Below are 21,339 nucleotides of genomic sequence, written 5' to 3' on the forward strand. Positions count from 1 at the left end.
TAAGGGAAAATTAGGAAAAATCGCCTATCCCTGCATCGGAATGCGCCTCATCGAAGGACCACTTTGACATGCCTACGTTTCTGTATCGGCTACCTGCCCGAATTTATGCCTTGGCCGGCCTCGCCGTCGTGCTTGCCGCGGTATTGACCTTCATCCTGCTGTCTCGTGCAATCGACAACGCATATGAGATGCGTGAGAAGGAACTCGACAGCCTGACGGACTCCATGGTCAGCGTTCTGGCCAGCCTGGAGGCTCAGGTGCAGGCTGGAACCATTACCCTTGAGGAAGCTCAGGCGCGCGGGATTGCAGCGGTTGAGTTGCCGCGCTTTGGCGCCGCAGGTTACTTCTTTGCCTTCAATCGCGACAACTACATGGTAGCCCACCCGGTGGCCAAGCAGTTGCTTGGCGTGGACCAGTCGGAGTTCGAAGATGTGAATGGCGTCTTTGTTTTCCAGGAGTTCCAGCGCGTGATCAATGAACATGGCAAAGGGGCCGTGATCTACCATTTCAACAAGCCGGATTCGGAAATCCCGGAAGCCAAGATGGGCTATATCAAGCTCTTTGAACCTTGGGGCTGGGTCGTTGGCACCGGTGCCTATGTGGCCGATATCGAAGCGGATATCGCCGCAATGCGCAACTCGGCGCTGATTGCCTTGGTCGTTGGCCTGGCGGCGATGGGCGTGGCCGCCTTCTTCATTGCCCGCAGCGTCATCAATCCGGTTGAAAATCTCAAGGATCGCATGCTGTCGATGGCCGAAGGGGACACCGCATCGGACATTCCGGGCACCAAAAGCCGCAATGAAATCGGCGACATGGCCCGGACCTTGGACGTGTTCCGCAACTCGCTGATCCGTCAGAAGGAGTTGGAAACCGCGCAGAAAGAGCGCGATGCCGCCCAGGCGCAGGTGGTTCACACCCTGACCGATCGCCTGTCGGTACTGGCCAGCGGCGATCTGACGGTGCGCATCGACAGCGCCTTCCCGGAGGATTACGAACAGCTGCGGCTCGACTTCAACAAGACGGTCGAGAACCTCAACGGCACCGTCTCGCAGGTGGTCGAGTCCGCCGCCAGCATCCGCAATGGCGCGGCCGAGATCAGCCAGTCCTCGGACGACCTGTCGCATCGCACCGAAAGCCAGGCCGCAACCCTTGAGGAAACCGCCGCCGCCCTCGATGAACTGACAGCAAGCGTGAAATCCGCCGCCGAAGGTGCGCGCAGCGTCGAGAACATCATGGACGAGGCCAAGCAGGAGGCCGAAAACAGCGGCACCGTGGTGCAAAGCGCGGTCTCGGCGATGACCGAGATCGAGCAGTCCTCGACCCATATCGCCCAGATCATCGGCGTGATCGACGACATCGCCTTCCAGACCAACCTCCTGGCCCTGAACGCCGGGGTCGAGGCTGCCCGAGCAGGCGAAGCAGGCCGTGGTTTTGCGGTCGTGGCCTCCGAAGTGCGCGCCCTGGCGCAGCGCTCCTCGGATGCGGCGATGGAGATCAAGACGCTGATCAGCGATTCCTCGCGCCAGGTGGAGCGCGGTGTGGATCTGGTCGGCAAGGCGGGCGAGGCGCTCAATAGCATCGTCGAGCGGGTGAACCATATCTCGAAACTGGTGACCGACATTGCCGAGGGCGCGGTGGAGCAGTCCACCGGCCTGGGCGAGATCAACACCGGCGTGGTGCAGCTGGATCAGGTGACCCAGCAGAACGCGGCGATGGTGGAACAGGCGACGGCAGCGGGTCACATGCTGAACAGCGACGCGACCAAGCTGGCCGAACTGGTGGCCCACTTCAAGATCTCGGGCGGCGGCGGCATCACGCAGCTGAGCGCCCCGAAAGCCGCCCCGAGTGCCCCGACGGCCCATGGCGACGACGACTGGGATTTCAGCGACGTCACCCCGGCCGCCGCAACCGGCACCGACGGAAACGCTGCCCTGGACAAGTGGCAGGATTTCTGATCCGGCGCGAAAGCCCACGGGCAACGGTTCGATAGGGTCGTTGCCCTGCCGCCGATGCGGCGCATTCAACAGGTCAAAAAAGAAACGCCCGGCAGGATCTGCCGGGCGTTTCCTGTTTCAATAGGCGTCCCTATCAGTCGATGATCGCGTTCAGCGTTGCCGATGGGCGCATGACCTTGGCTTTCAGCTCGACGCTGGGGCGATAGTAGCCACCGATCTCTGCCGCCGGTCCTTGGGCTGCAGCCAGTTCGGACAGGATCGCCGCTTCGCCTTCGGCGAGGGCCTTGGCAACAGGGGCGAACTCGGCCGCCAGATCGGCGTCGTCGGACTGCGCCGCCAGGGCTTCGGCCCAGTAGCGGGCGAACCAGTAGTGGCTGTCGCGGTTGTCCGGCTCTCCGACCTTGCGCGAGGGCGAGCGGTTGTTGTCGAGGATGCCTTGGGTCGCGACCTCTGCCGCAGCACCCAGCACGCCTGCCTTGGCGTTGCCCTTGACGTCGGCAAGGAAGCTCAGGCTTTCCCCCAGGGCGCAGAACTCACCCATCGAGTCCCAGCGCAGGTGGTTCTGCTCGACCAGCTGCTGCACGTGTTTCGGGGCCGAACCGCCGGCGCCGGTTTCGAACAAGCCGCCGCCCTGCATCAGTTTCACGATCGACAGCATCTTGGCCGAGGTGCCCAGTTCCAGGATCGGGAACAGGTCGGTCAGGTAGTCGCGCAGCACGTTGCCGGTGATGGCGATGCTGTCCTTGCCTGCGGTGATGGTCTCAAGGCTCTGACGGGTGGCTTCGCGCGGCGCCATGATCAGGAACTTGTCGGCAACGCCAGCGGCTTCGAGCGCCGGTTTGACGTATTTGATCAGCTCGGCGTCATGGGCGCGGTTTGCGTCCAGCCAGAAGATCGCCTCGGAGCCGGTCAGGCGCTGACGGTCCATCGCCAGCTGGATCCAGTTCTCGATCGGGGCCTTCTTCACGGTGCAGGAGCGCCAGATGTCGCCTGCCTCTACCGCGTGGCTGTGCAGCGTCTCGCCATTGGCCAGAACGATGCGGATCTCGCCATCGGCGGGGGCTTCGAACGTGGTCGGGTGAGAGCCGTATTCCTCGGCCTTCTGGGCCATCAGGCCGACGTTGGCGACGGAGCCTGCCTTGGTCACGTCCAACGCGCCATTGGCTTTGAAGAAGTTGATGGTCTCGTCATAGACGGTGGAATAGCAGCGATCGGGGATCACGCAGTTGGTGTCACCTTTGGCTCCGGTTTCATCCCAGCCCTTGCCGCCTGCGCGGATCACGGCCGGCATGGAGGCGTCGATGATCACGTCCGAGGGCACATGCAGGTTGGTGATGCCCTTGTCGCTGTCCACCATATACATGGAAGGACGCTCAAGTGCTGCGATCTCAGCCTTGATCTCGGCGGCGTTCGGCAGCGTCTCGATGGCGGCCAGAACCGCACCAAGGCCCGAGTTTGCAGATCCCCCGGCGGCGACAATCGCCTCGCCGTGCTTGTCCCAGACCGGGCCGAGCCAGGCCTTGACCGCGTGGCCAAAGATGATCGGGTCGGAGACCTTCATCATGGTGGCCTTCATGTGCAGCGAGAACATGGTGCCGTCTGCCTTGGTGTCTTCGATGGCTGCAGCCAGGAAGGAGGCCAGCGCCTTGGCGGACATGAAGGTGGCATCGGCAACGGTGCCTTCTTCCAGCGGCCAGCCGTCCTTCAGCACGGTGACAGCGCCGTCCTTGCCGACGAATTCGATCTTCGCGTCACCGGCTTGTGCGGCGGTGATGGTTGCGGATTTCTCGTTGGCGTAGAAGTCATTGCCCGGCATCGACGAGACCTTGGTCTTGCTGTCGGCGGACCATGCACCCATGGAATGCGGGTTGTTCTGGGCGTAGTTCTTCACCGCCCGTGCCGAACGACGATCGGAGTTGCCTTCGCGCAGGACCGGGTTCACCGCCGAGCCCTTGATGCCGTCATAGCGCGCACGGATCTCTTTTTCCGCGTCACTCTGGGGATCCTCGGGATAGTTCGGGATATCATAGCCTTGGGACTGCAGTTCGGCGATGGCGGCGGTCAGCTGCGGCACCGAAGCCGAGATGTTGGGCAGCTTGATGACATTTGCATCCGGGGTTTTCACCAGTTCACCCAGGGCGGCCAGATCGTCGCTTTGCTTTTGCGCGTCGGTCAGGTTTTCCGGGAAGGTGGCGATGATGCGACCGGCCAGCGAGATATCCTTGGTCCCGACGGTGATACCGGCGGCAGAAGCGAATTTGCGGATGATCGGCAGGAAAGAAGCCGATGCCAGCTCGGGCGCTTCGTCTACGATGGTATACAAAATGTCGGGGTTTGCGTTTTCTGTCATGTTCCACAACCTTTCAGCGATATCGGAAGCTTTGTCGACTTTGGGCGGCGGCCGGGCGCCCCTCGCAAATTGATGATTGCTCCCCGGTGGGGGGCTGCCAATCGAGGGTCTGGCCGTGCATATCGCCCCCCGTGTAAAACAACAGCGCCAAAGGCGCAATTGCCTGCAGGGGTTTTAACGGAATCTGGGTGCCTTCAATGGTGCGAATTCAAGCGAAAATCGGCCGGAACCGCTCAATATCCAGGTGTTTTCGCAAATCCCGCTGTGGTTTCGATCCGCAGAGCAGTCCCGGCTGCCTTTGAAGCGAAGACCGTTGGACGACGCATAGAATCGCGCAGGCCAGGGGCGCGGCGGTCACAGAGCGGCGTTGACCGTCGCTGTCGGCTCTGCCACTCATGGGGCCTTCCTTCATTTCTGGCCAGGCCCGTCCGGAGACACTGATGACTTCCTTGCGCTTTCTGCACAGTTCCGATCTGCATCTGGGAAAGCGGTTTGGGCAATTCGGCGAAGAGACTCGGATGGCCCTTCAACAAGCCCGGCAAGAGGTGCTGTTCAGATTGGCAGAGATGGCCCGGGCGCAGGATGCGGCGCATGTGGTGATCGCGGGGGATATGTTCGACACGGAAACCCCTTCGGAGCGGGTGCAGCGCCAGGCTCTGGCCGCCATGGGGGCGGCGCAGGGGCTGGAGTGGTGGATCATTCCTGGCAACCACGATAGTGCCGCAGCCGAACCTCTGTGGACCGCTTTGCAGGCGCATGCCCCTGAGAACGTGCATCTGTTGCTGCAACCGGAGCCGGTTCAGATGGCGCCTGGTGTGCTGCTGCTACCCGCACCATGCAGTCATCGCTTTGCGGGGCGGGATCTGACCGCCTGGATGGATGATTGCAGCAGTGATCCGGGCAGCCTGCGGATCGGGCTGGCCCATGGCGGGGTGCTGGAGTTCGCCAGCCAGACCACGAATGATGGCTCCGGTGAGACGATCGCCCCTGATCGTGCCAGCCGGGCGGGGCTCGATTATCTCGCCCTGGGGGACTGGCACGGCCGTTTGCAGGTCAATGAGCGGACCCATTACAGCGGCACCCCGGAGGCGGATCGCTTCAAACACGCCGGGCGCGGACAGTGCCTGCTGGTCGAGATTGCAGGCGCGGGGCAGCCGCCGCAGGTGCAGCCGCTGGAGGTCGGCCAGTTTCATTGGCAGGAGGTCACTCTGGATTTGACGCCGAGCACCGATATCGCGGCTGCGATCCAGGATCTTCTGCCAGCGGAGCGGGCCGACTGGCGCTATCACCTCTTGCGGATCCGGGCCGTGGGCTGGGCGACGCCGCCGCAGCGCCTTGCGCTTGGCCAGGAGGTGGCGCGATACGCGCCGGAGTTCTGCCATCTGGATCTGGATCTGTCCGACCTTGGCGATGAACATCAGGTGGAGGATCTGGATCTGATCGGTCGCGGTGGCGCCCTGCGGGTGGCGGCAGAGGATCTGATGCGCGCCTGCGAAGATCCGGCTCTGGCCGAGGCCGAGCGACAGGTGGCCGCCGCCGCGCTCAACCGGTTGTTCGCCTATAGCCAGGACGAGGGCGAGCCGGGAGAGCCCCGATGAAGATCCGTGCGATCCGCCTTGAGAATATCCGCCGCTTTGTCGACCCGGTCGAGATCGCCGGGATCGGTCCCGGTCTCAATGTGCTGTCGGCGCCCAACGAACAGGGCAAGTCCACCGTCTTCGATGCGCTGCATGCGCTGTTCTTCAAGGATGCCAAATCCTGGGACAAGGAGATCCGCGCGCTGGTGCCTCATGCGGGCGGAGACCCACGGATCGAGGTCGAAGTGGACCACGAGGGGGATCGATACAGGATTGCAAAACAGTTCTTCAGAAGCGCCGGCAAGGGCGAGGTGCGCGTCTGGCAGGAGGATCGCCTGCTGCATCAGGCCGATGCCGCTGAAAGCTGGCTGAAGGGGCTGATCAAGCTGCCCAAGGACGGCGGGCCTTCGGGGCTGCTCTGGGTGCGCCAGGGGCTCACTTCTTTTGAAGACGCCAAGACGACGGAGAAGGCCCGCCGCGATCTGCTGTCCTCGGTTTCCGGAGAGGTCGGGATGGTCACCGGCGGGCAGCGCATGGATGCGATCTGCCAGCGGGTGCAGGACAGTCTCGACCAATTGGTGACCAAGCGCGGCGCCCGGAAAGGCGGTGCGCTGGATCTGGCCGAACGGGATGTGCTGGAGTTGTCGGAGCGCCGCGACCGGCTTGCAGCCCAGATGCAGGAGCTGCGTCAGCTGCTCGATCAGCGGCGCGAGCTGCGCGGTGAACTGGCCGCCTTGAACGACCCCGAGGAGCGCGCGGCGCTGGAGGCACGGCTGCAGGCGGCAGAGGCTGCGATGGAGATTGCCAAACACCACCATGAGCAGTTGGCCCAGGCCGCCCATGCGGTGAAACTGGCGGAGACCCTGCAGGAAAACCACCAGCGCAAGCTGCAAAGCCTGGGCGACCGCCTGCAAGAGGTGCAATCGGCCCGCGCCGAGCAGGATCAGGCCAAGGCCACCGTTCAGGATGCGGCCCAGGCCTATCAACGCCACGCAGCCGAGCTGCAGCAGCTGTTTGAGGCGCTCAACCCGGCCCGCACCAAGGCCCGCGAGGCCCGCGCCACATTGGATGCGGTCTTGAAGCGGGCCTCGGTGGCGCAGGCAGAGGGGCTGCGCCGTGATCTGCAGGCCCGCCTGGACAAGGCGCAGCTGCAGGCCGCGGCCATCGAGACCGCGCAACAGGCCGCTGAAACCGGACCGGATGACGCCATGATGCGCCGGATCGAGACCGCGCGCGAAGCCCTTGGCCTGGCGCAGCGGGCACAGGAGGCTGCCGCCACGGCGGTGACCGTCCACTACGAGGCTGGCGGCACGGATGCTGGCGCCCCTCGTGTTCTCTTTGGGGGAGAGGCGGTTGCGGGAGGGCAGCGGCTGCCCTTGCCCAAAGGTGGGAAACTCTTGGTGCCGGGTGTCGCGGCAATAGAGGTGCACCCCGGCCAGATTGGCGGGGCGGATGCGCTGGAACAGGCGCAAGAGGCGCTGTCCGCTGCGTTACAGCGTGCCGGATACGATGAAGTGGATGCGGCGCGCCGGGCGCATCAGGTCCGAGCGGCCGCGCGGCAGCACCGGCAAGAGGCTGAAGCGCTGCTTGCCGCCCTCGCTCCTGAGGGGCTGGCGGCGTTGCGGGCGCAGCTGGCGGCGCTGCCCGAGACGGGTGAAACCGGTCCGGAGGCGGGCCAAGCGGCGCCTTTGCCGGATCAGGCCAGCGCCGAAGCGGCCTGTCAGGCGGCGGAACGCGCCTGTGACCAGCTTGTATCCGATCACGAGGCCCTGCGCGCGGTTGCGGAAGATGCACGCCTTGTCGAAGAAAATGCAAGGGCCAGGGCCGAGGCCGCAGCGCAGCGGCTGGAGCGCGCGGTGGCGGCACTGGGGGTGGATCGGGCCTCTGAGCTGCACGCAGAGCTGCTGGCCCAGTTGCCGCAGTTGCAACGGGCCCTGGCCGAGGCGAAGGCCGCCGAGGAGACCCTGCGCCATGCCGCGCCCGATTTCGCCCAGGCCAAGGCTGTCTTGCAGCGGGCAGGATCGGCGCTGGAGGCTGCCCGTCAGCGGGGGCAGGAGATCGCGCGGGATTTGGCGGTGCTGGACACCCGTATCGCGGCCCATGCAAGCGCGGCCGTGGAAGAGGAACTGGCCGATACCGAAGATCAGCTGGCCCGCGCGCAAAAGCGGCTTCAGGCGGTGGAGTTCGAGGTCTCTGTCCTACGGCGGCTGCTGGCGGCCCTGGAAGGCGCCCGCAAGGAGGCGCAGGATCACTACTTGGGCCCGATCATGGCCGAGCTGCGCCCGCTGTTGCGGATGCTCTGGCCCGAGGCACAGCTCACGGTGGATGCCGATGAAATCCTGCCCAGCGAATTGGAACGTGGCGGCGAGGTGGTCGGCTTTGACAGCCTGTCGGGCGGCGCCCAGGAACAGGTTGCCCTCTTGGTGCGGCTGGCCTTTGCGCGATTGCTGGCACGGGCGGGCACCCCGGCGCCGGTGATCCTGGACGATGCCATCGTCTACACGGATGATGCCCGGATCGAGAAGATCTTCGATGCGCTGACCCTGCAGGCGGATGATCTGCAGATCATCGTCTTCTCCTGCCGCCAAAAGGCCTTTCGCGGCCTTGGCGGCACGCCGCTCAGCATCCGGCCCGTAGCCGACCGGGGCTGATCGCAGGACGGGCTATTCGCGGATCTCGTCGGGCAATACGCCCCATATCTTGGTCTTCGGGGTCCAGCCGCTGTAGCCGCCGGCGGTGATCTCGCACCAGTCGATGATGCAGCTGCCAAGCCGGGCGACGACCCCAAGTTCAAAGGCGGCGGTGACGGGAGATGCAGGATCCGGGCGGGAGTGAACGGTCAGCATGTCTTCCTGCACCAGGACGGTGCGCACGCCGGAAATCAGCGTGTAATGGACCCAGCCGCCTGCATTGTCATGGTCGCTCACCCGCCGCCAGTGGCCGTATTCCGCCGTCACCTTCAAGGGCATGCCGCGCCGTTTGAACACCCAGTCGATCCGGTGCGTCAGCGAGGGGCCGCGCCGCACATTCGCCTCGGAGGCCTTCATCGAGACGAAACGCGGCAGCGGCAGGTTGGTGACAGGGCCGCGCGCGTCACTGGCCTGCAGGCTGGACGCACATGCGAGTATGGCACCAAGGGCCAGCAAGAGTGGACGCAAATTCAAAGCCGTCATCGCTACCGCCTGCTTGTTCATGCTCGATCCGCTGGCCCGCTGGCCATCCATTCATCCGGTCTTATCCCTCGTTGCTCCGGAGGGGAATACCGGAATGCCGCGTCACTTGGACCGGTTGGTGCGGAAGGGTTCTTGTGCCTGCCTGCAACCTGCGTCACGATGCCATGGCGGTGCTGGAACTGAAAAGCCATGGGAGAGCGCAAGTGGTAAGAGAACGTCTGACTGTTGTTGTTACGCGACGGTTGCCGGAACCGGTGGAAACCCGGTTGAGTGAGTTGTTCAATGTGCGGCTGCGCAGTGACGATACGCCCATGACCCGCAGCGAACTGGCCGAGGCGATGCAGGCTGCCGACGTGTTGGTGCCGACGGTCACAGATGCAATCGATGCCGGTCTTCTGGCGCAGGCAGGATCCAGGCTGAAACTGATCGCCAACTACGGTGCCGGTGTCGATCACATCGATGTCTCCACGGCGCGCCAGCGCGGCATTCTGGTCTCCAACACCCCCGGGGTTCTGACCGACGATACGGCGGATATGACCATGGCGCTGATCATGGCGGTGGTGCGGCGGATCCCCGAAGGGCTGGCCCTGATGCAAAAGGGCGAATGGGAAGGCTGGGCGCCCACGGCGATGCTGGGCGGACGGCTGGCCGGGCGGCGCCTTGGCATCCTGGGCATGGGGCGGATCGGTCAGGCGGTTGCCCGCCGGGCCAAGGCATTCGGCATGCAGATCCATTACCACAACCGCCGCCGCCTGCGCCCCGAGATCGAGGAAGAGCTGGAAGCGACCTATTGGGAGAGCCTCGATCAGATGGTGGCGCGCATGGATGTCATCTCGGTCAACTGTCCCTCGACGCCTTCGACCTTTCATCTGATGAACGCGCGGCGCTTGAAGCTGATGAAACCCGATGCGGTGATCATCAACACCTCGCGCGGCGAGGTGATCGACGAACATGCGCTGACCCGGATGCTGCGCGCGGGTGAGATCGCGGGGGCGGGGCTTGACGTCTATGAACACGGCACCGACATCAATCCGCGCCTGCGCGAACTGCCCAATGTGGTGCTGTTGCCGCATATGGGATCGGCCACCATCGAGGGGCGGATCGAGATGGGCGAGAAGGTGCTCTTGAACATCAAGACATTCGAAGACGGGCACCGTCCGCCGGATCAGGTGATCCCCTCCATGTTGTGAGACCTAGACGCGGGCCATTGGCCCGCGTTTGCATTTTTGATCAGGAGATATTCGATGAAGCCGATTGTGATTGCTGTATTCGCCCTTGCTGCCGGAGCTGCGGCGGCGCAGGAGGCCGCCGATGCGGTTGCGCCGGAGAGTGCCACCGCGGGTCGCTTTGAAGCCCTGTCGCCCGAGGTCGCCGCGGCGCTGCGCGCCAAGGAGGCGGGGCAGTCCGTCGATGCCCAGGACTGGATGATTGCCGCCGCCAACCCCCATGCGGTTGCCGCCGGTGCCGAGGTGCTGCGGGCGGGCGGCTCGGCGGCGGATGCCATGGTGGCGGTGCAGGTGGTCCTGGGGCTGGTGGAGCCGCAATCCTCGGGGCTGGGTGGTGGCGCCTTTCTGGTCTGGTATGACGCCGCCAGCGGTGAGATCACCACGCTGGACGGGCGCGAAACAGCCCCTTTGGCGGCGACCCCGCGCCTGTTTCAGGACGAGAATGGCGCGCCGCTGAAATTCTACGATGCGGTGGTTGGCGGGCGTTCGGTGGGCACCCCCGGCACGCCCGCGCTCTTGGAGGCCGCCCATCGCCGCTGGGGGCGGGCCAACTGGCCATCGCTGTTTGAAGCGGGCATCGATCTGGCTGACAATGGATTCCTTGTCTCTCCGCGCCTGGCCGGGCTGATCGAAGGCGATGCCAAGCGGCTGTCGCGCTATCCGGCAACGGCTGACTATTTCCTGCCCGGTGGGGTGCCCTTGCAACCCGGTGACAGGCTGCTGAATCCGGCCTATGCCGAGGTCTTGCGGACCTTGGCGGCCGAGGGGGCAGATGGCTTTTACACAGGGCCAATCGCGGCGGAGATCGTGCGCACGGTGACAGAGGCACAAGGCAACCCGGGTCTGTTGTCCGAAATGGATCTGGCTCTCTATCAGGTGAAGGAACGTCCTGCCGTTTGCGCCGAATATCGCGCCTTCGAGGTCTGCGGTATGGGGCCGCCCTCTTCGGGTGCGCTGACCGTGGGACAGATCCTGGGGATGCTGGGGCAATATGATCTGGCCACTTTGGGTGCCGAAAACCCCGAGGCCTGGCGGCTGATCGGCGATGCCTCGCGGCTCGCCTTTGCCGACCGGGGGCGCTACATGGCCGATAGCGATTACGTGCCTGTGCCCAGCAAAGGCCTGGTAGATCCCGCCTATCTGGCAGAACGGGCCAAGCTGCTGGCGGGCGATGATGCGCTGCCGGAGGTGGCGCCGGGGACGCCGGAATTCGATCATGCGGGCGCGGCTGCGCTTTGGGCGGATGACGCCTCGATCGAGTTTCCCTCGACCTCTCATATCTCCATCGTGGATGGATATGGCAATGTCCTGTCGATGACCACTACCATCGAGAACGGCTTTGGATCGCGCCTGATGACGAACGGCTTCCTGCTGAACAACGAGCTGACGGATTTCTCCTTCCGTAGCCATCGTGACGGGGTGCCGATTGCCAACCGGCTGGAGCCGGGCAAACGGCCACGCTCGTCCATGGCGCCCACGATCGTGATGCAGGGGGACAAGCCGGTGCTGGCTGTTGGCTCGCCCGGGGGCAGTCGGATCATCGGCTATGTGGCCAAGACCATCATCGCCTGGGCCGATTGGGGCATGGACGTGCAACAGGCGGTCGCTTTGCCCCATGCGGTGAACCGCTTCGGTACCTACGATCTGGAAAACGGGAGCGCCGCTGCCGACCTGGCCGAACCGCTGGAGGCGATGGGCTACAAGGTCAACCTGCGCGATCTGACCTCGGGACTGCATGCGATCGAGATCGGGGATACATTGAAAGGCGGTGCCGATCCGCGCCGCGAGGGCATCGCGCTGGGCGAATGAACGCATTGCCCCGCGCCTGCTTGCAAATGGGCGCGGGGGCCGTATAGTGCCCATCGTGTTGACATGACAACACGCATTTGGAGGAGAAGGGACCAGCCATGGTGCAAGCCACATCACTGCCGCGCAACGAGCCGGGGATCAAAGCCGCTATCGGCGTGTTGAAACAGCAGTTCGCAGACCGTTTGCAGACCGGCCAGGCCATTCGCGAACAGCACGGCCATACCACCACCTGGATCGACAACCAGATCCCCGATGCGGTGGTCTTTCCGACCTCCACTGAAGAGGTGTCAGAGGTCGTGAAGATCTGTGCGCAATATGGCGTGCCTGTGATTCCCTTCGGCACCGGCACTTCGCTGGAAGGCCATGTGAACGCGCCTGCGGGCGGTATCTCGGTGGACATGAGCCGGATGGACAAGATCCTCGCCGTCCATGCCGAGGATCTGGATGTGGTGGTGCAGCCCGGTGTGACGCGCGAGCAGCTCAACACCTTCCTGCGCGACCAGGGCCTGTTCTTCCCGATTGATCCCGGTGCCAATGCCTCGCTCGGCGGCATGACGGCGACGCGGGCCTCGGGCACCAATGCGGTGCGCTATGGCACCATGAAGGACAATGTGATCGCGCTTGAGGTGGTGATGGCCGATGGCGAGGTGATCCGCACCGCGCAGCGGGCCAAGAAATCTTCGGCCGGTTATGACCTGACCCGGCTGATGGTCGGCTCCGAAGGCACCCTGGGTCTGATCACCGAGATCACCCTGCGCCTGCAGGGCATCCCCGAGGCGATCCGTTCGGCGCGATGCGCCTTCCGCAGCATCGATGATGCCTGCCGCGCGGTGATGATGACCATTCAATACGGCATTCCGGTCGCCCGCATCGAAATGCTGGACGCGATGAGCGTTCAGGCCGCCAATGCCTATTCCAAGCTGGACCTGCCCGAGGTGCCGCTTCTGCTGCTGGAATTCCACGGCTCCGAGGCGGGCGTGGTCGAACAGGCCGATATGTTCTCCTCCATCGCGGAGGAATTCGGCGGCTTCGATTTCGAGGCGACTTCCACCGCAGAAGAGCGCAACAAGCTGTGGCAGGCGCGCCATGACATGTATTGGGCGGGGCTGGGCCTGCGCCCCGGCGCCAAGGGGCTGTCAACGGATGTCTGCGTGCCGATTTCGCGGCTTGCCGAATGCGTCGGCGCCGCCCGTGACAAGGCCGAGGAGATGGGGTTGCTGGCCCCGATGGTGGGCCATGTGGGCGACGGCAATTTCCACGCGCTTCTGCTCATTGATATGGACAGCGCCGAGGAACGCCAGAAGGCGGATGATTACATCGGCTGGCTCAATGACATGGCGATCTCGATGGAGGGGACCTGCACCGGCGAACACGGTATCGGCCAGGGCAAACGCCCCTATCTGACCAAAGAGCTGGGCGCGGCGACCCGATATATGGCGGCGGTGAAGGCGGCGCTGGACCCGGACAATATCCTCAATCCCGGCAAGATCCTCAGCGATTGATTCTGGCGGGGTGAAACCCCAAGACACTGCGGGGCGGTGCAGGCAAAACCTGCGCCGCCCTGTGCGTTTCTCCTGCCCTTGCCCCCTCATGGGGTCCGCTTTGCCTCCGCCGTGACGCGAAAGGTCGGTTTTGTCGGTTTTTGCGTCGGATGGATTTGGCGTTGCCTGCGTGATTTCCGGCATATGATTGGAAAAGCCTAGTCATTTCTTCCGGAGAAACGGGACATGAAAACCCAAGTCAAAGCACTGGTTGTCGGCGGCGGTGCCGTCGGAACCTCGATCGCCTATCACCTGGCCAAGGCGGGCTGGGACGATGTGATGCTGATCGAGCGGGACGAGCTGACCTCCGGCTCCACCTGGCACGCTGCCGGTCTGCTGCCGCTCTTCAACATGTCCTATGCGACCACCCATATCCACAAATACTCGGTCGATTTCTACAAGACCCTGGAAGAGGAAACCGGGCTCAACGCGGGCTTTGCCGTGGTTGGCAACCTGCGCATGGCGCAGACGCAGGAACGCATGGATGAATACATGCTCTATGCCTCCACCGCCGAGACCTGCGATGTGAAATACGAGTGGCTGACCCCGGATCAGATCAAGGAGCGCTGGCCGCTGATCGAGACCGGCGATCTGAAGGGCGCGATCTACCACACCGAGGATGGCTACATTAACCCCGCCGATGTGACCCAGGCCATGGCCAAGGGCGCGCGTCAGCGCGGCGTCGAGATCGTGCGCAAGGTGCAGGCCGATGCCTTCCACTGGAATGGCACCCATTGGGAAGTGACCTGCACCAAGATGGTCGAGCAGGGCGGCAACCTGGTGCCCTCGGACGAGCAGGTGGTGATCACCGCCGAACATGTCGTGACCGCATCCGGCAACCACGCACAACGCACCGCCAAGATGCTGGGCATCAAGATGCCCGCGATCCCGGTCGAACATACCTTCATCGTGATGGACAAGGATCCCGAACTGGTCAAATGGCGCGCGGCGGGCAACCCCGAACACCCCGTCGTGCGCGATGCCGACAATGAATCCTATGCCCGCGAGGAACGTGGCGGCTGGATCCTGGGCATCTATGAGCATGGCGCGCCGGCACGGTTCGAACACGGCGTGCCGGACAGCTTCCGCGCCGATCTGTTCCCTCTGGATCTGGACCGGATCGCGGATCAGTACATGGCGATGGCCGAACGCGTGCCGTCCTGTGCCGAAAGTGGCCTGAAGGACGATTTCAACGGCCCGATCTGCTACACCCCCGATGGCAACCCGCTGGTTGGCCCGGCACCTGGCTTGCGCAACATGTGGCTGGCCGAAGGTTTCTCCTTCGGGATCACCGCTGCGGGCGGCACCGGCTATTACCTGGCGCAGATGATGGTCGATGGTGAGGCTGAGATCGACATGGCCTCGCTCGACCCGAAACGCTACTCCTCGAACTGGATGACGACGGAATTCGCCGCCCGCAAGAACGAGGAATGCTACGAGCACGTCTATATCCTGCACCACCCGGATGAAGAGCGCGAAGCCTGCCGTCCCCTGCGCACCGCCCCGGCCTATGACCGGCAAAAGGCGCGCGGCGCGCAGTTCGGCTTTGTCAATGGCTGGGAACGCCCCAACTACTATGGCCCGCTGGACGCGCCTGACAATTTCGACAAGGAGGCCCGCTCCTTCCGCCGTGGCGGCTGGTGGCAATATGCCGTTGAAGAGGCCAAGGCGATCCGCGAGGGCGTCGGCCTGATCGACGCCACCGCCTTTACCAAACATGTGATCAAAGGTCCCGGTGCGACGCAGTTCCTCGATTGGTTCACCTGCAACAAGCTGCCGAAAGTGGGCCGCATCAACCTGACCTACGCGCTGACCTCGGCAGGCACCACCCGCACCGAATACACCATCGTGCGCAATGGCGAGAACACCTACTACCTGGTCTCGGCCGGAGCCTGGTCCGAATATGACGCCGATTTCCTGCGCAAGGCGGCCGAGGACAAGATGGAGGAGTTCGGCTATATCGAGATCCAGGATGTCACCACCCAGTGGGGCGTCTTTGCCATCGCAGGGCCGAAATCGCGCGATGTGCTGAAAGAGGTGATCGTGGATGCCGATCCCGACACCGCACTGAGCAACAAGCGCTTCCCCTGGCTGTCGGCGCGGTCGATCGAACTGGGCATGTGCCCCGTGAATGCGATCCGTGTGGCCTATACCGGGGAGCTTGGCTGGGAGCTGCACCACCCGATCGAGATGCAGAATTACCTCTGGGATCTCTTGAACACGGCGGGCGAAAAGCACGGGATGAAACTGGTCGGCGCCCGCGCCCAGAACTGGCTGCGTCAGGAGAAAAGCTATCGCGCCTTTGGCACTGAGCTGGGCCGGGACGCCACCCCGGCCGAGGCGGACCTGCCGCGCTTCATCGATCTGTCCAAGGAGTTCCATGGCAAGGCTGCGATGGTCGAGACGGGCATCCGCGCCAAGTGCTGCACGCTGCTGATCGATGGCCCTGCCGATGCCGATCCTTGGGGCCGCGAGGCAATCTATGCCGAGGATGGCACAACCCGGCTGGGTCGTCTGACCTCGGGCGGCTATTCGGTTGCCTTCGAAAAATCGATCGGCATGGGCTATCTGCCGCCAGAGCTTGCGGTCGAAGGGACCAAGGTGAAGGTCAAGATGCAGGACAAGCTGTGGGATGCGATGGTGACCTGCGACAGCCCCTATGACCCCAAGAACGAGACCATCCGCAAGGACGGCTAGGCCACCTTCGAAGACCCGATCAAAGCCCCGGTCCCTGCGCCGGGGCTTTCTGTTTGGAACCCGATGCTTGTCTGCTGCGATACAGGGTGCAACAGTTGAGCCATCCAAGGGGGAGGGATGGCATGCTTGGCTATCTGACATTGATCCTGGTCTGCCAGCTGGCCGGGGAGTTCATCACCGGGGCGCTGATGCTTCCTGTTCCGGGGCCGGTGCTGGGCATGGTGTTCCTGCTTGTCTTCCTGATGCTGCGCGGCCATGTGCCGGAGCGGCTGGATCAGACAGCGGATGGTCTGCTGCGCTCCATGTCGCTGTTGTTCGTGCCTGCGGGCACTGGCGTGATCCTGCATTTCCAACTGTTGGGGGAGGCGCTGTTGCCGCTGGGGTTGGCGCTTGTCGTGTCCACGCTTGTGACCATCGCGGTAACTGGGCTGCTCATGCAATGGCTCGGTACGGGAGAAGGCGCGGAGAAGGGGGATGGATAGCCTGCAGGACACCTGGGTCTACCTCAGCGCATCGCCCCTGTTTCACCTGACGCTGACCTTGGCGGCCTTTCAACTGGCGAGCGCCCTGTTCGAGAAGATGGGGCGCAATCCGCTGCTCAATCCGGTGCTGGGGGCGGTACTGGTCGTGGTGGCGGTGCTGGTGCTGACGGAGACGGACTATGGCACCTATTTCGAGGGCGCACAGTTCGTGCATTTTCTGCTGGGGCCTGCCACGGTTGCCCTTGCGGTGCCGCTTTACCGGCAATGGCAGCGGGTGCGCCGGTCGGCCCTGGCAATAGCCGTGAGCCTTTTGGCAGGGTCGCTGACGGCGATCCTGTCGGCGGTCTTGGTTGCCTGGCTGCTTGGCGGGTCCGAGGCGGTGCTGGCTTCGCTGGCGCCCAAATCGGTGACCGCGCCCGTGGCCATGGGGATCGCCGAAAAACTGGGCGGGTTGCCCTCTCTGACGGCGGTTCTGGTGATCGTGACCGGCATCCTTGGCGCCATGCTGGGGCCCAAGGTGCTGGACATGATGGGCGTGGTCGACTGGCGCGCGCGCGGGCTGGCGATCGGCACCGCCAGCCACGGGATCGGCACCGCCCGTGCCTTGCAGGTGAATGAGACCGCGGGTGCGTTTTCCGGCCTTGCCATGGGCCTCAATGCGCTGGCGACAGCGCTGTTGTTGCCGATGATCTGGGGTGGAGTGGTCTGGCTGCTGGGCAGCTGACCCGCGTCAGCCGTCGCGGGTTTCGTTCAGCTCCATGTGACCACCGCCGCGCGCCAATACCCGGCGCAGGATCGGCTCGAAAAACTCCAAGGGTTTGGTCGGATAGTCCGGGTCGAATGCGCATTGATCGTAGTCGTGACAGAACTTGCGGCAGTCCTCCCAATAGGGGCTGTCGCGGTATTTGTCGCGCGCGTGGCGGTCGCCGCCAAGGTGGTGGTTGTAGTAGTAGCCCTGAAAGACGCAGTGGTGCTTGAGGATCCACCAGGTGCGCTCGCTCACATAGGGTTTCATCATCGCTGCAGCCAGTTCGCCGTGATTGTAGGGCGACAGGATATCGCCCACATCATGCACCAGGGCGGCGACAATGATCTCGTCATCCGCGCCATCGGCATGGGCGCGGGTCGCGGCCTGCAGGCAGTGCTGGTAGCGGTTCACCGGATAGGGCGTCCAGTCCTCATCCAGCGAGCGGATCGCATCCAGGATGCGGTCGGGCAGGGCGGCGTTGTAAGCCTCCTCATACGCCATGACCGCGTCCCAGTCGGCCTTTCCGGCCTCTTCAAAACTGGTCCAGGTGGGCGTGTGACGTTCATCTTTCATGGCAGGCTCCCCGTTTGGAGTTTCGGGAAGCCTAGCCACTCTGTTTTGCTCTGTCAGCGATTATCCCGCTGTCAGCTCGTCAAAGCAGGTCATCGCCTTGGCGGCATACATCATCGAGGGGCCGCCGCCCATCTGGATTGACATGGCCAGCACATCGGCGACTTCCTCGCGACTGGCACCAGCCTTGATCAGTGTTTCCACATGCAGGCCGATGCAATCCTCGCAGCGCAGGGCCACCGCGATGCCCAGAGCCACGAATTCCTTCTGCTTGAACTCAAGCGTTCCGCCCTGTTTCACGGCCTTTCCCAGCGCGCCAAAGGCCTGCGCCGTGTCGGGGATCGCCTGGTTCAGGTTGCGCAGCCCGGTGCGGGTCTTGTTCAGTTTTTCGGTCCAGTTCATCGGTCGTCCTTCGCGTTTCATATTCGATTTTTCGAAGGAGTAGGACGGCCCGGGGCAGGCGGCCTTGATCTGGGTCAGAAATCCGGTTTTTGCGCCACCAATGCCAGATTGTTGGCGGGCATCTCGATCACATCGCTCATGTCGAGGCCCGCATTCTGCAGCCAGTCGATGGTGTCGAAATCGTCCTTGTAGCCGATTTCCGGATCATGGGCGATGAGGGAGGCATGGAAGGCACGGTCGCCCTCGCTGGTCAGCTCCTCTGCCCGCATGAAGGGGCCATAGATGCAGAGCTTTCCCGATGGTTTCAGGGCGCGGGCGGCCTCGCGGATCAGGGTCTTTGCGTCATCTTCGGTGATGAGATGCAAGAGGTTCGACAGGACGATGAAATCGACGGGCTCAACACTCTGCGCCCATCCGGGGGCGGTGGCATCCAGCTCCAGCGCAGGCCGGATATTGTCCAGTGCCGTGTCAGAGGCATGGGCATCAATGCTGGTGCGGCGGGTGGCGTCCACCTCGCTTGGCTGCCAGATGAGGCCGGGCAGGCGCGCGGCATAGGCGATGACATGCTGGCCGGTGCCGCTGGCGATCTCCAGCGCCCGGCCTGATGGCGGTGCGATATCCTCCAGAAGATCGCAGAGCGGTTCCAGGTTGCGCGCGGCGGAGGGGGCATAGAGCATACCCCCTTCGGGTGTGGCGACAGAGGCAAAGCCGGGGACAGAGCGAATGGGCATCAGCGCAGCCTTTCGGGTGAGAGTGCCGCGATGGTCTCGCGGTCAAGTTCTGACGGGCGACCACCGATCAGATCGGCGATCAGGCGCGAGGCGGCAGGCGCGGTCTGAAATCCATAGCCGCCCTGCGCCGCGCACCAGATGAAATCGGGGCGTGCGGGATCCGGGCCCAGAACCAGCGCCCCATCGCGCACGAAACTGCGCAGGCCTGCCCAGTTGCTTTCGACGCGGGTCACCGGCTCGGTCACCTTCTCCTCGTAACGGGCCAGCCCTTCGGCAAGAACCATATCGTCGGCAAAGGCATCATGGGGTTCGACCGGATCTGCATCGGCGGGGGAGACCAGAAGCTTGCCCGCATCGGGTTTGGCATACCAGCCTTCCCCGACGCCCATCAGCATCGGCCAGGTGGAGACATCATGACCGCCCGGTGCAGGCAGCCGCGCCATCGATCGGCGTTTGGGAGTGATCCCGATGGGCGCTATCCCGGCCAGGGCTGCGATACGGTCCACCCAGGCACCTGCGGCATTGACCAGTTGCTTGGCGGCATAGACCTCACCGCCTGCCGTGACCTGCCAGCCTGCGCCGGTATGTCGGATCGCGGTGACTTCGGCCTTCGTCACAACCTTGCCGCCGGCGCCACGCACGACGCGGGCGAAATCCTGGATCATGCGGTCGGTATCGAGATCCTGTGCGTCCTCGTGCAGGGCCGCCAGGGTGACGGTTTCAGGTTTCAGGATCGGCACCCGTGCGTAAGCGTCCTCAATCTCGATGGGGTGCAGGCCCAGTTCGGTCACGTCGGCAGCAAATTGCGCCTCTTCGCCGGGGCCCGCCACCAGCATGAAGCCGCGCGGCGTCAGATATCCGCCATTGGCGTGGAAATGATAGTCGGCACTGACCTTGTTGAGGGCCACGATGGCCGGGTTGCCGTAGTTTTCCTCGAACATCGCGGCAGAGCGCCCCGAGGCGTGATAGCCAAGCGCCTCTTCCGCCTCCAGCACCGTCACCGTGCCAAGATCCGACAAGCGTGCAGCGGCGCTGATGCCCGCAATGCCGCCGCCGATGACGATGAAATCGCTCATGCCGCGCTGCCTTCGTCCTGTTCCTCCAGCCGGTCGGTGGCGGGGGCCGGGCGCGGGCTGAGCGCTGACATCCGATCATAGAGATCCGGTGTCATCTCGAAGGTCATGGCGGCAAGTGAGGGCGCCAACTGCTGCGCCGTGCGGCCCGAGATGATCGGCATGGGTGCCGAAGGATGGGCTGCGGCCCAGGCCACGGCCAGCGTTGCGGGATCGGTGCCGATCTCCTGCGCGAGGGTCGCCAGATCGGCGGCGGCCTGATGCATCCAGTCCTGCCCGTAGCGGCTGTTGTAGCGGGGATCGTCCTTCAGGCGGCCCTCACCGCCGCCTGCTGCATATTTCCCGGTCAGCAACCCGCCGCCCAGGGGGGAGTAGGGCGCAATGGCAATGCTTTGGTCGGCGCACATCGGCAGGATCTCCACCTCCACCTGGCGTTTCACCAGGGAATACATCGGCTGCAGGATATCCACCTTCAGATCGAATTCGGCGCCAATCATCTGCGCCTTCACCACCTGCCAGGCGGCAAAGTTCGACAGGCCCACATAGCGAATCTGCCCCTGCTGTTTCAGGATGGCAAAGCATTCAAGCGTTTCACGCAGGTCGGTGTTGGGATCAAAGCGATGAAGATACAGAACATCGACCATATCAAGGTCCAGCCGCGCCCGGCTTGTGTCGAACTGCGCGCGCATATTGGCGGCACCCGCACCGCCCGTGTAACCCACCTTGGTGGCGATCAGCAGCTTTTCCCGCTCGCCCTTGATCAGCTTGCCCAGAATGGTCTCGCTGGTGCCCTCGGTATAGACCCAGGCGGTGTCGAAATGGCTGATCCCGGCGGCGCGGCAGGCGGCATACATCTCGGCCGATTGCGCCTCATCCGCGCGGCCTCCGAACTGCATGGTGCCAAAGGCAAAACGGCTAACGGGTGTGTGATCGGGGGTGGTCAGGGTGCGTGTCATGGGCAGAACCTGCCACGTCCGTGTAACAGGGAAAAGAGCCAAGATGGCG

16 protein-coding genes are annotated in these 21,339 nt (G+C 63.9%); 9 read left to right on the forward strand and 7 right to left on the reverse strand.

Annotation, left to right across the window (positions count from 1 at the left end; genetic code table 11):
* Positions 1-68 precede the first annotated feature (68 nt).
* Positions 69-1,955 (forward strand): methyl-accepting chemotaxis protein, encoded by a 1,887-nt coding sequence (locus PXK07_RS12160; RefSeq protein ID WP_274848583.1) that lies wholly within the window; start codon positions 69-71, stop codon positions 1,953-1,955.
* A 133-nt stretch (positions 1,956-2,088) separates the two neighbouring features.
* On the opposite strand, the gene PXK07_RS12165 is transcribed toward PXK07_RS12160, so the two are convergent.
* Complete coding sequence (locus PXK07_RS12165) at positions 2,089-4,305, reverse strand: NADP-dependent isocitrate dehydrogenase (protein ID WP_274848585.1); 2,217 nt, start codon at positions 4,303-4,305, stop codon at positions 2,089-2,091.
* Between the two features lie 440 nt (positions 4,306-4,745).
* On the opposite strand from PXK07_RS12165, the gene PXK07_RS12170 reads away from it, so the two are divergent.
* Together PXK07_RS12170 and PXK07_RS12175 are read left to right on the forward strand one after the other, a co-directional pair.
* The gene (locus PXK07_RS12170) at positions 4,746-5,903 is read left to right on the forward strand and encodes a metallophosphoesterase family protein (RefSeq protein ID WP_274848586.1); all 1,158 of its coding nucleotides are present in this window, start codon (positions 4,746-4,748) and stop codon (positions 5,901-5,903) included.
* Positions 5,900-8,533 carry an AAA family ATPase gene (locus PXK07_RS12175; RefSeq protein WP_274848588.1) on the forward strand — a complete coding sequence of 878 codons (2,634 nt, stop codon included), beginning with the start codon at positions 5,900-5,902 and terminating at the stop codon, positions 8,531-8,533. The genes PXK07_RS12170 and PXK07_RS12175 overlap by 4 nt, the downstream gene beginning before the upstream one ends.
* Positions 8,534-8,545: 12 nt before the next feature.
* Here PXK07_RS12175 and PXK07_RS12180 read toward each other — a convergent pair whose 3' ends face one another.
* Positions 8,546-9,055 carry an SH3 domain-containing protein gene (locus tag PXK07_RS12180; protein ID WP_274848589.1) on the reverse strand — a complete coding sequence of 170 codons (510 nt, stop codon included), beginning with the start codon at positions 9,053-9,055 and terminating at the stop codon, positions 8,546-8,548.
* A gap of 203 nt (positions 9,056-9,258) precedes the next feature.
* Between PXK07_RS12180 and PXK07_RS12185 the strand changes: the two genes are divergently transcribed.
* The 6 genes from PXK07_RS12185 (at position 9,259) to PXK07_RS12210 (ending at position 17,534) form a co-directional block, all read left to right on the forward strand.
* Complete coding sequence (locus PXK07_RS12185) at positions 9,259-10,245, forward strand: 2-hydroxyacid dehydrogenase (RefSeq protein WP_274848590.1); 987 nt, start codon at positions 9,259-9,261, stop codon at positions 10,243-10,245.
* A gap of 54 nt (positions 10,246-10,299) precedes the next feature.
* Positions 10,300-12,090 carry a gamma-glutamyltransferase gene (gene ggt, locus PXK07_RS12190; RefSeq protein WP_274848591.1) on the forward strand — a complete coding sequence of 597 codons (1,791 nt, stop codon included), beginning with the start codon at positions 10,300-10,302 and terminating at the stop codon, positions 12,088-12,090.
* A gap of 98 nt (positions 12,091-12,188) precedes the next feature.
* Positions 12,189-13,592 (forward strand): FAD-binding oxidoreductase, encoded by a 1,404-nt coding sequence (locus PXK07_RS12195; RefSeq protein WP_274848592.1) that lies wholly within the window; start codon positions 12,189-12,191, stop codon positions 13,590-13,592.
* Between the two features lie 225 nt (positions 13,593-13,817).
* Entirely contained in the window at positions 13,818-16,328 is a 2,511-nt protein-coding gene (locus tag PXK07_RS12200; RefSeq protein ID WP_274848593.1) for a GcvT family protein, read from the forward strand.
* A gap of 122 nt (positions 16,329-16,450) precedes the next feature.
* Entirely contained in the window at positions 16,451-16,810 is a 360-nt protein-coding gene (locus PXK07_RS12205; protein ID WP_274848595.1) for a CidA/LrgA family protein, read from the forward strand.
* Entirely contained in the window at positions 16,803-17,534 is a 732-nt protein-coding gene (locus tag PXK07_RS12210; RefSeq protein ID WP_274848597.1) for an LrgB family protein, read from the forward strand. Before PXK07_RS12205 ends, PXK07_RS12210 begins: the two co-directional genes overlap by 8 nt.
* 6 nt (positions 17,535-17,540) lie before the next feature.
* Here the strand turns inward: PXK07_RS12210 and PXK07_RS12215 are convergent, their stop codons facing one another.
* The 5 genes from PXK07_RS12215 to PXK07_RS12235 all read right to left on the reverse strand — a co-directional run bounded on the left by PXK07_RS12215 (position 17,541) and on the right by PXK07_RS12235 (position 21,290).
* Positions 17,541-18,131 (reverse strand): HD domain-containing protein, encoded by a 591-nt coding sequence (locus PXK07_RS12215; RefSeq protein ID WP_274848598.1) that lies wholly within the window; start codon positions 18,129-18,131, stop codon positions 17,541-17,543.
* 60 nt (positions 18,132-18,191) lie between these two features.
* Positions 18,192-18,530, reverse strand: a complete 339-nt coding sequence (locus tag PXK07_RS12220) for a carboxymuconolactone decarboxylase family protein (protein WP_274848599.1) — start codon at positions 18,528-18,530, stop codon at positions 18,192-18,194.
* A gap of 74 nt (positions 18,531-18,604) precedes the next feature.
* A complete protein-coding gene (locus tag PXK07_RS12225; RefSeq protein ID WP_274848600.1) occupies positions 18,605-19,261 on the reverse strand; it encodes a DUF938 domain-containing protein in 657 nt (218 codons plus the stop codon).
* On the reverse strand, positions 19,261-20,337 hold the full coding sequence (locus PXK07_RS12230) for an NAD(P)/FAD-dependent oxidoreductase (protein ID WP_274848601.1): 1,077 nt from the start codon (positions 20,335-20,337) through the stop codon (positions 19,261-19,263). Before PXK07_RS12230 ends, PXK07_RS12225 begins: the two co-directional genes overlap by 1 nt.
* Complete coding sequence (locus tag PXK07_RS12235) at positions 20,334-21,290, reverse strand: aldo/keto reductase (RefSeq protein ID WP_274848602.1); 957 nt, start codon at positions 21,288-21,290, stop codon at positions 20,334-20,336. Before PXK07_RS12235 ends, PXK07_RS12230 begins: the two co-directional genes overlap by 4 nt.
* Positions 21,291-21,339: the final 49 nt, after the last annotated feature.

This window comes from Phaeobacter sp. QD34_24, assembly GCF_028890115.1.
GTDB lineage: Bacteria > Pseudomonadota > Alphaproteobacteria > Rhodobacterales > Rhodobacteraceae > Phycobacter.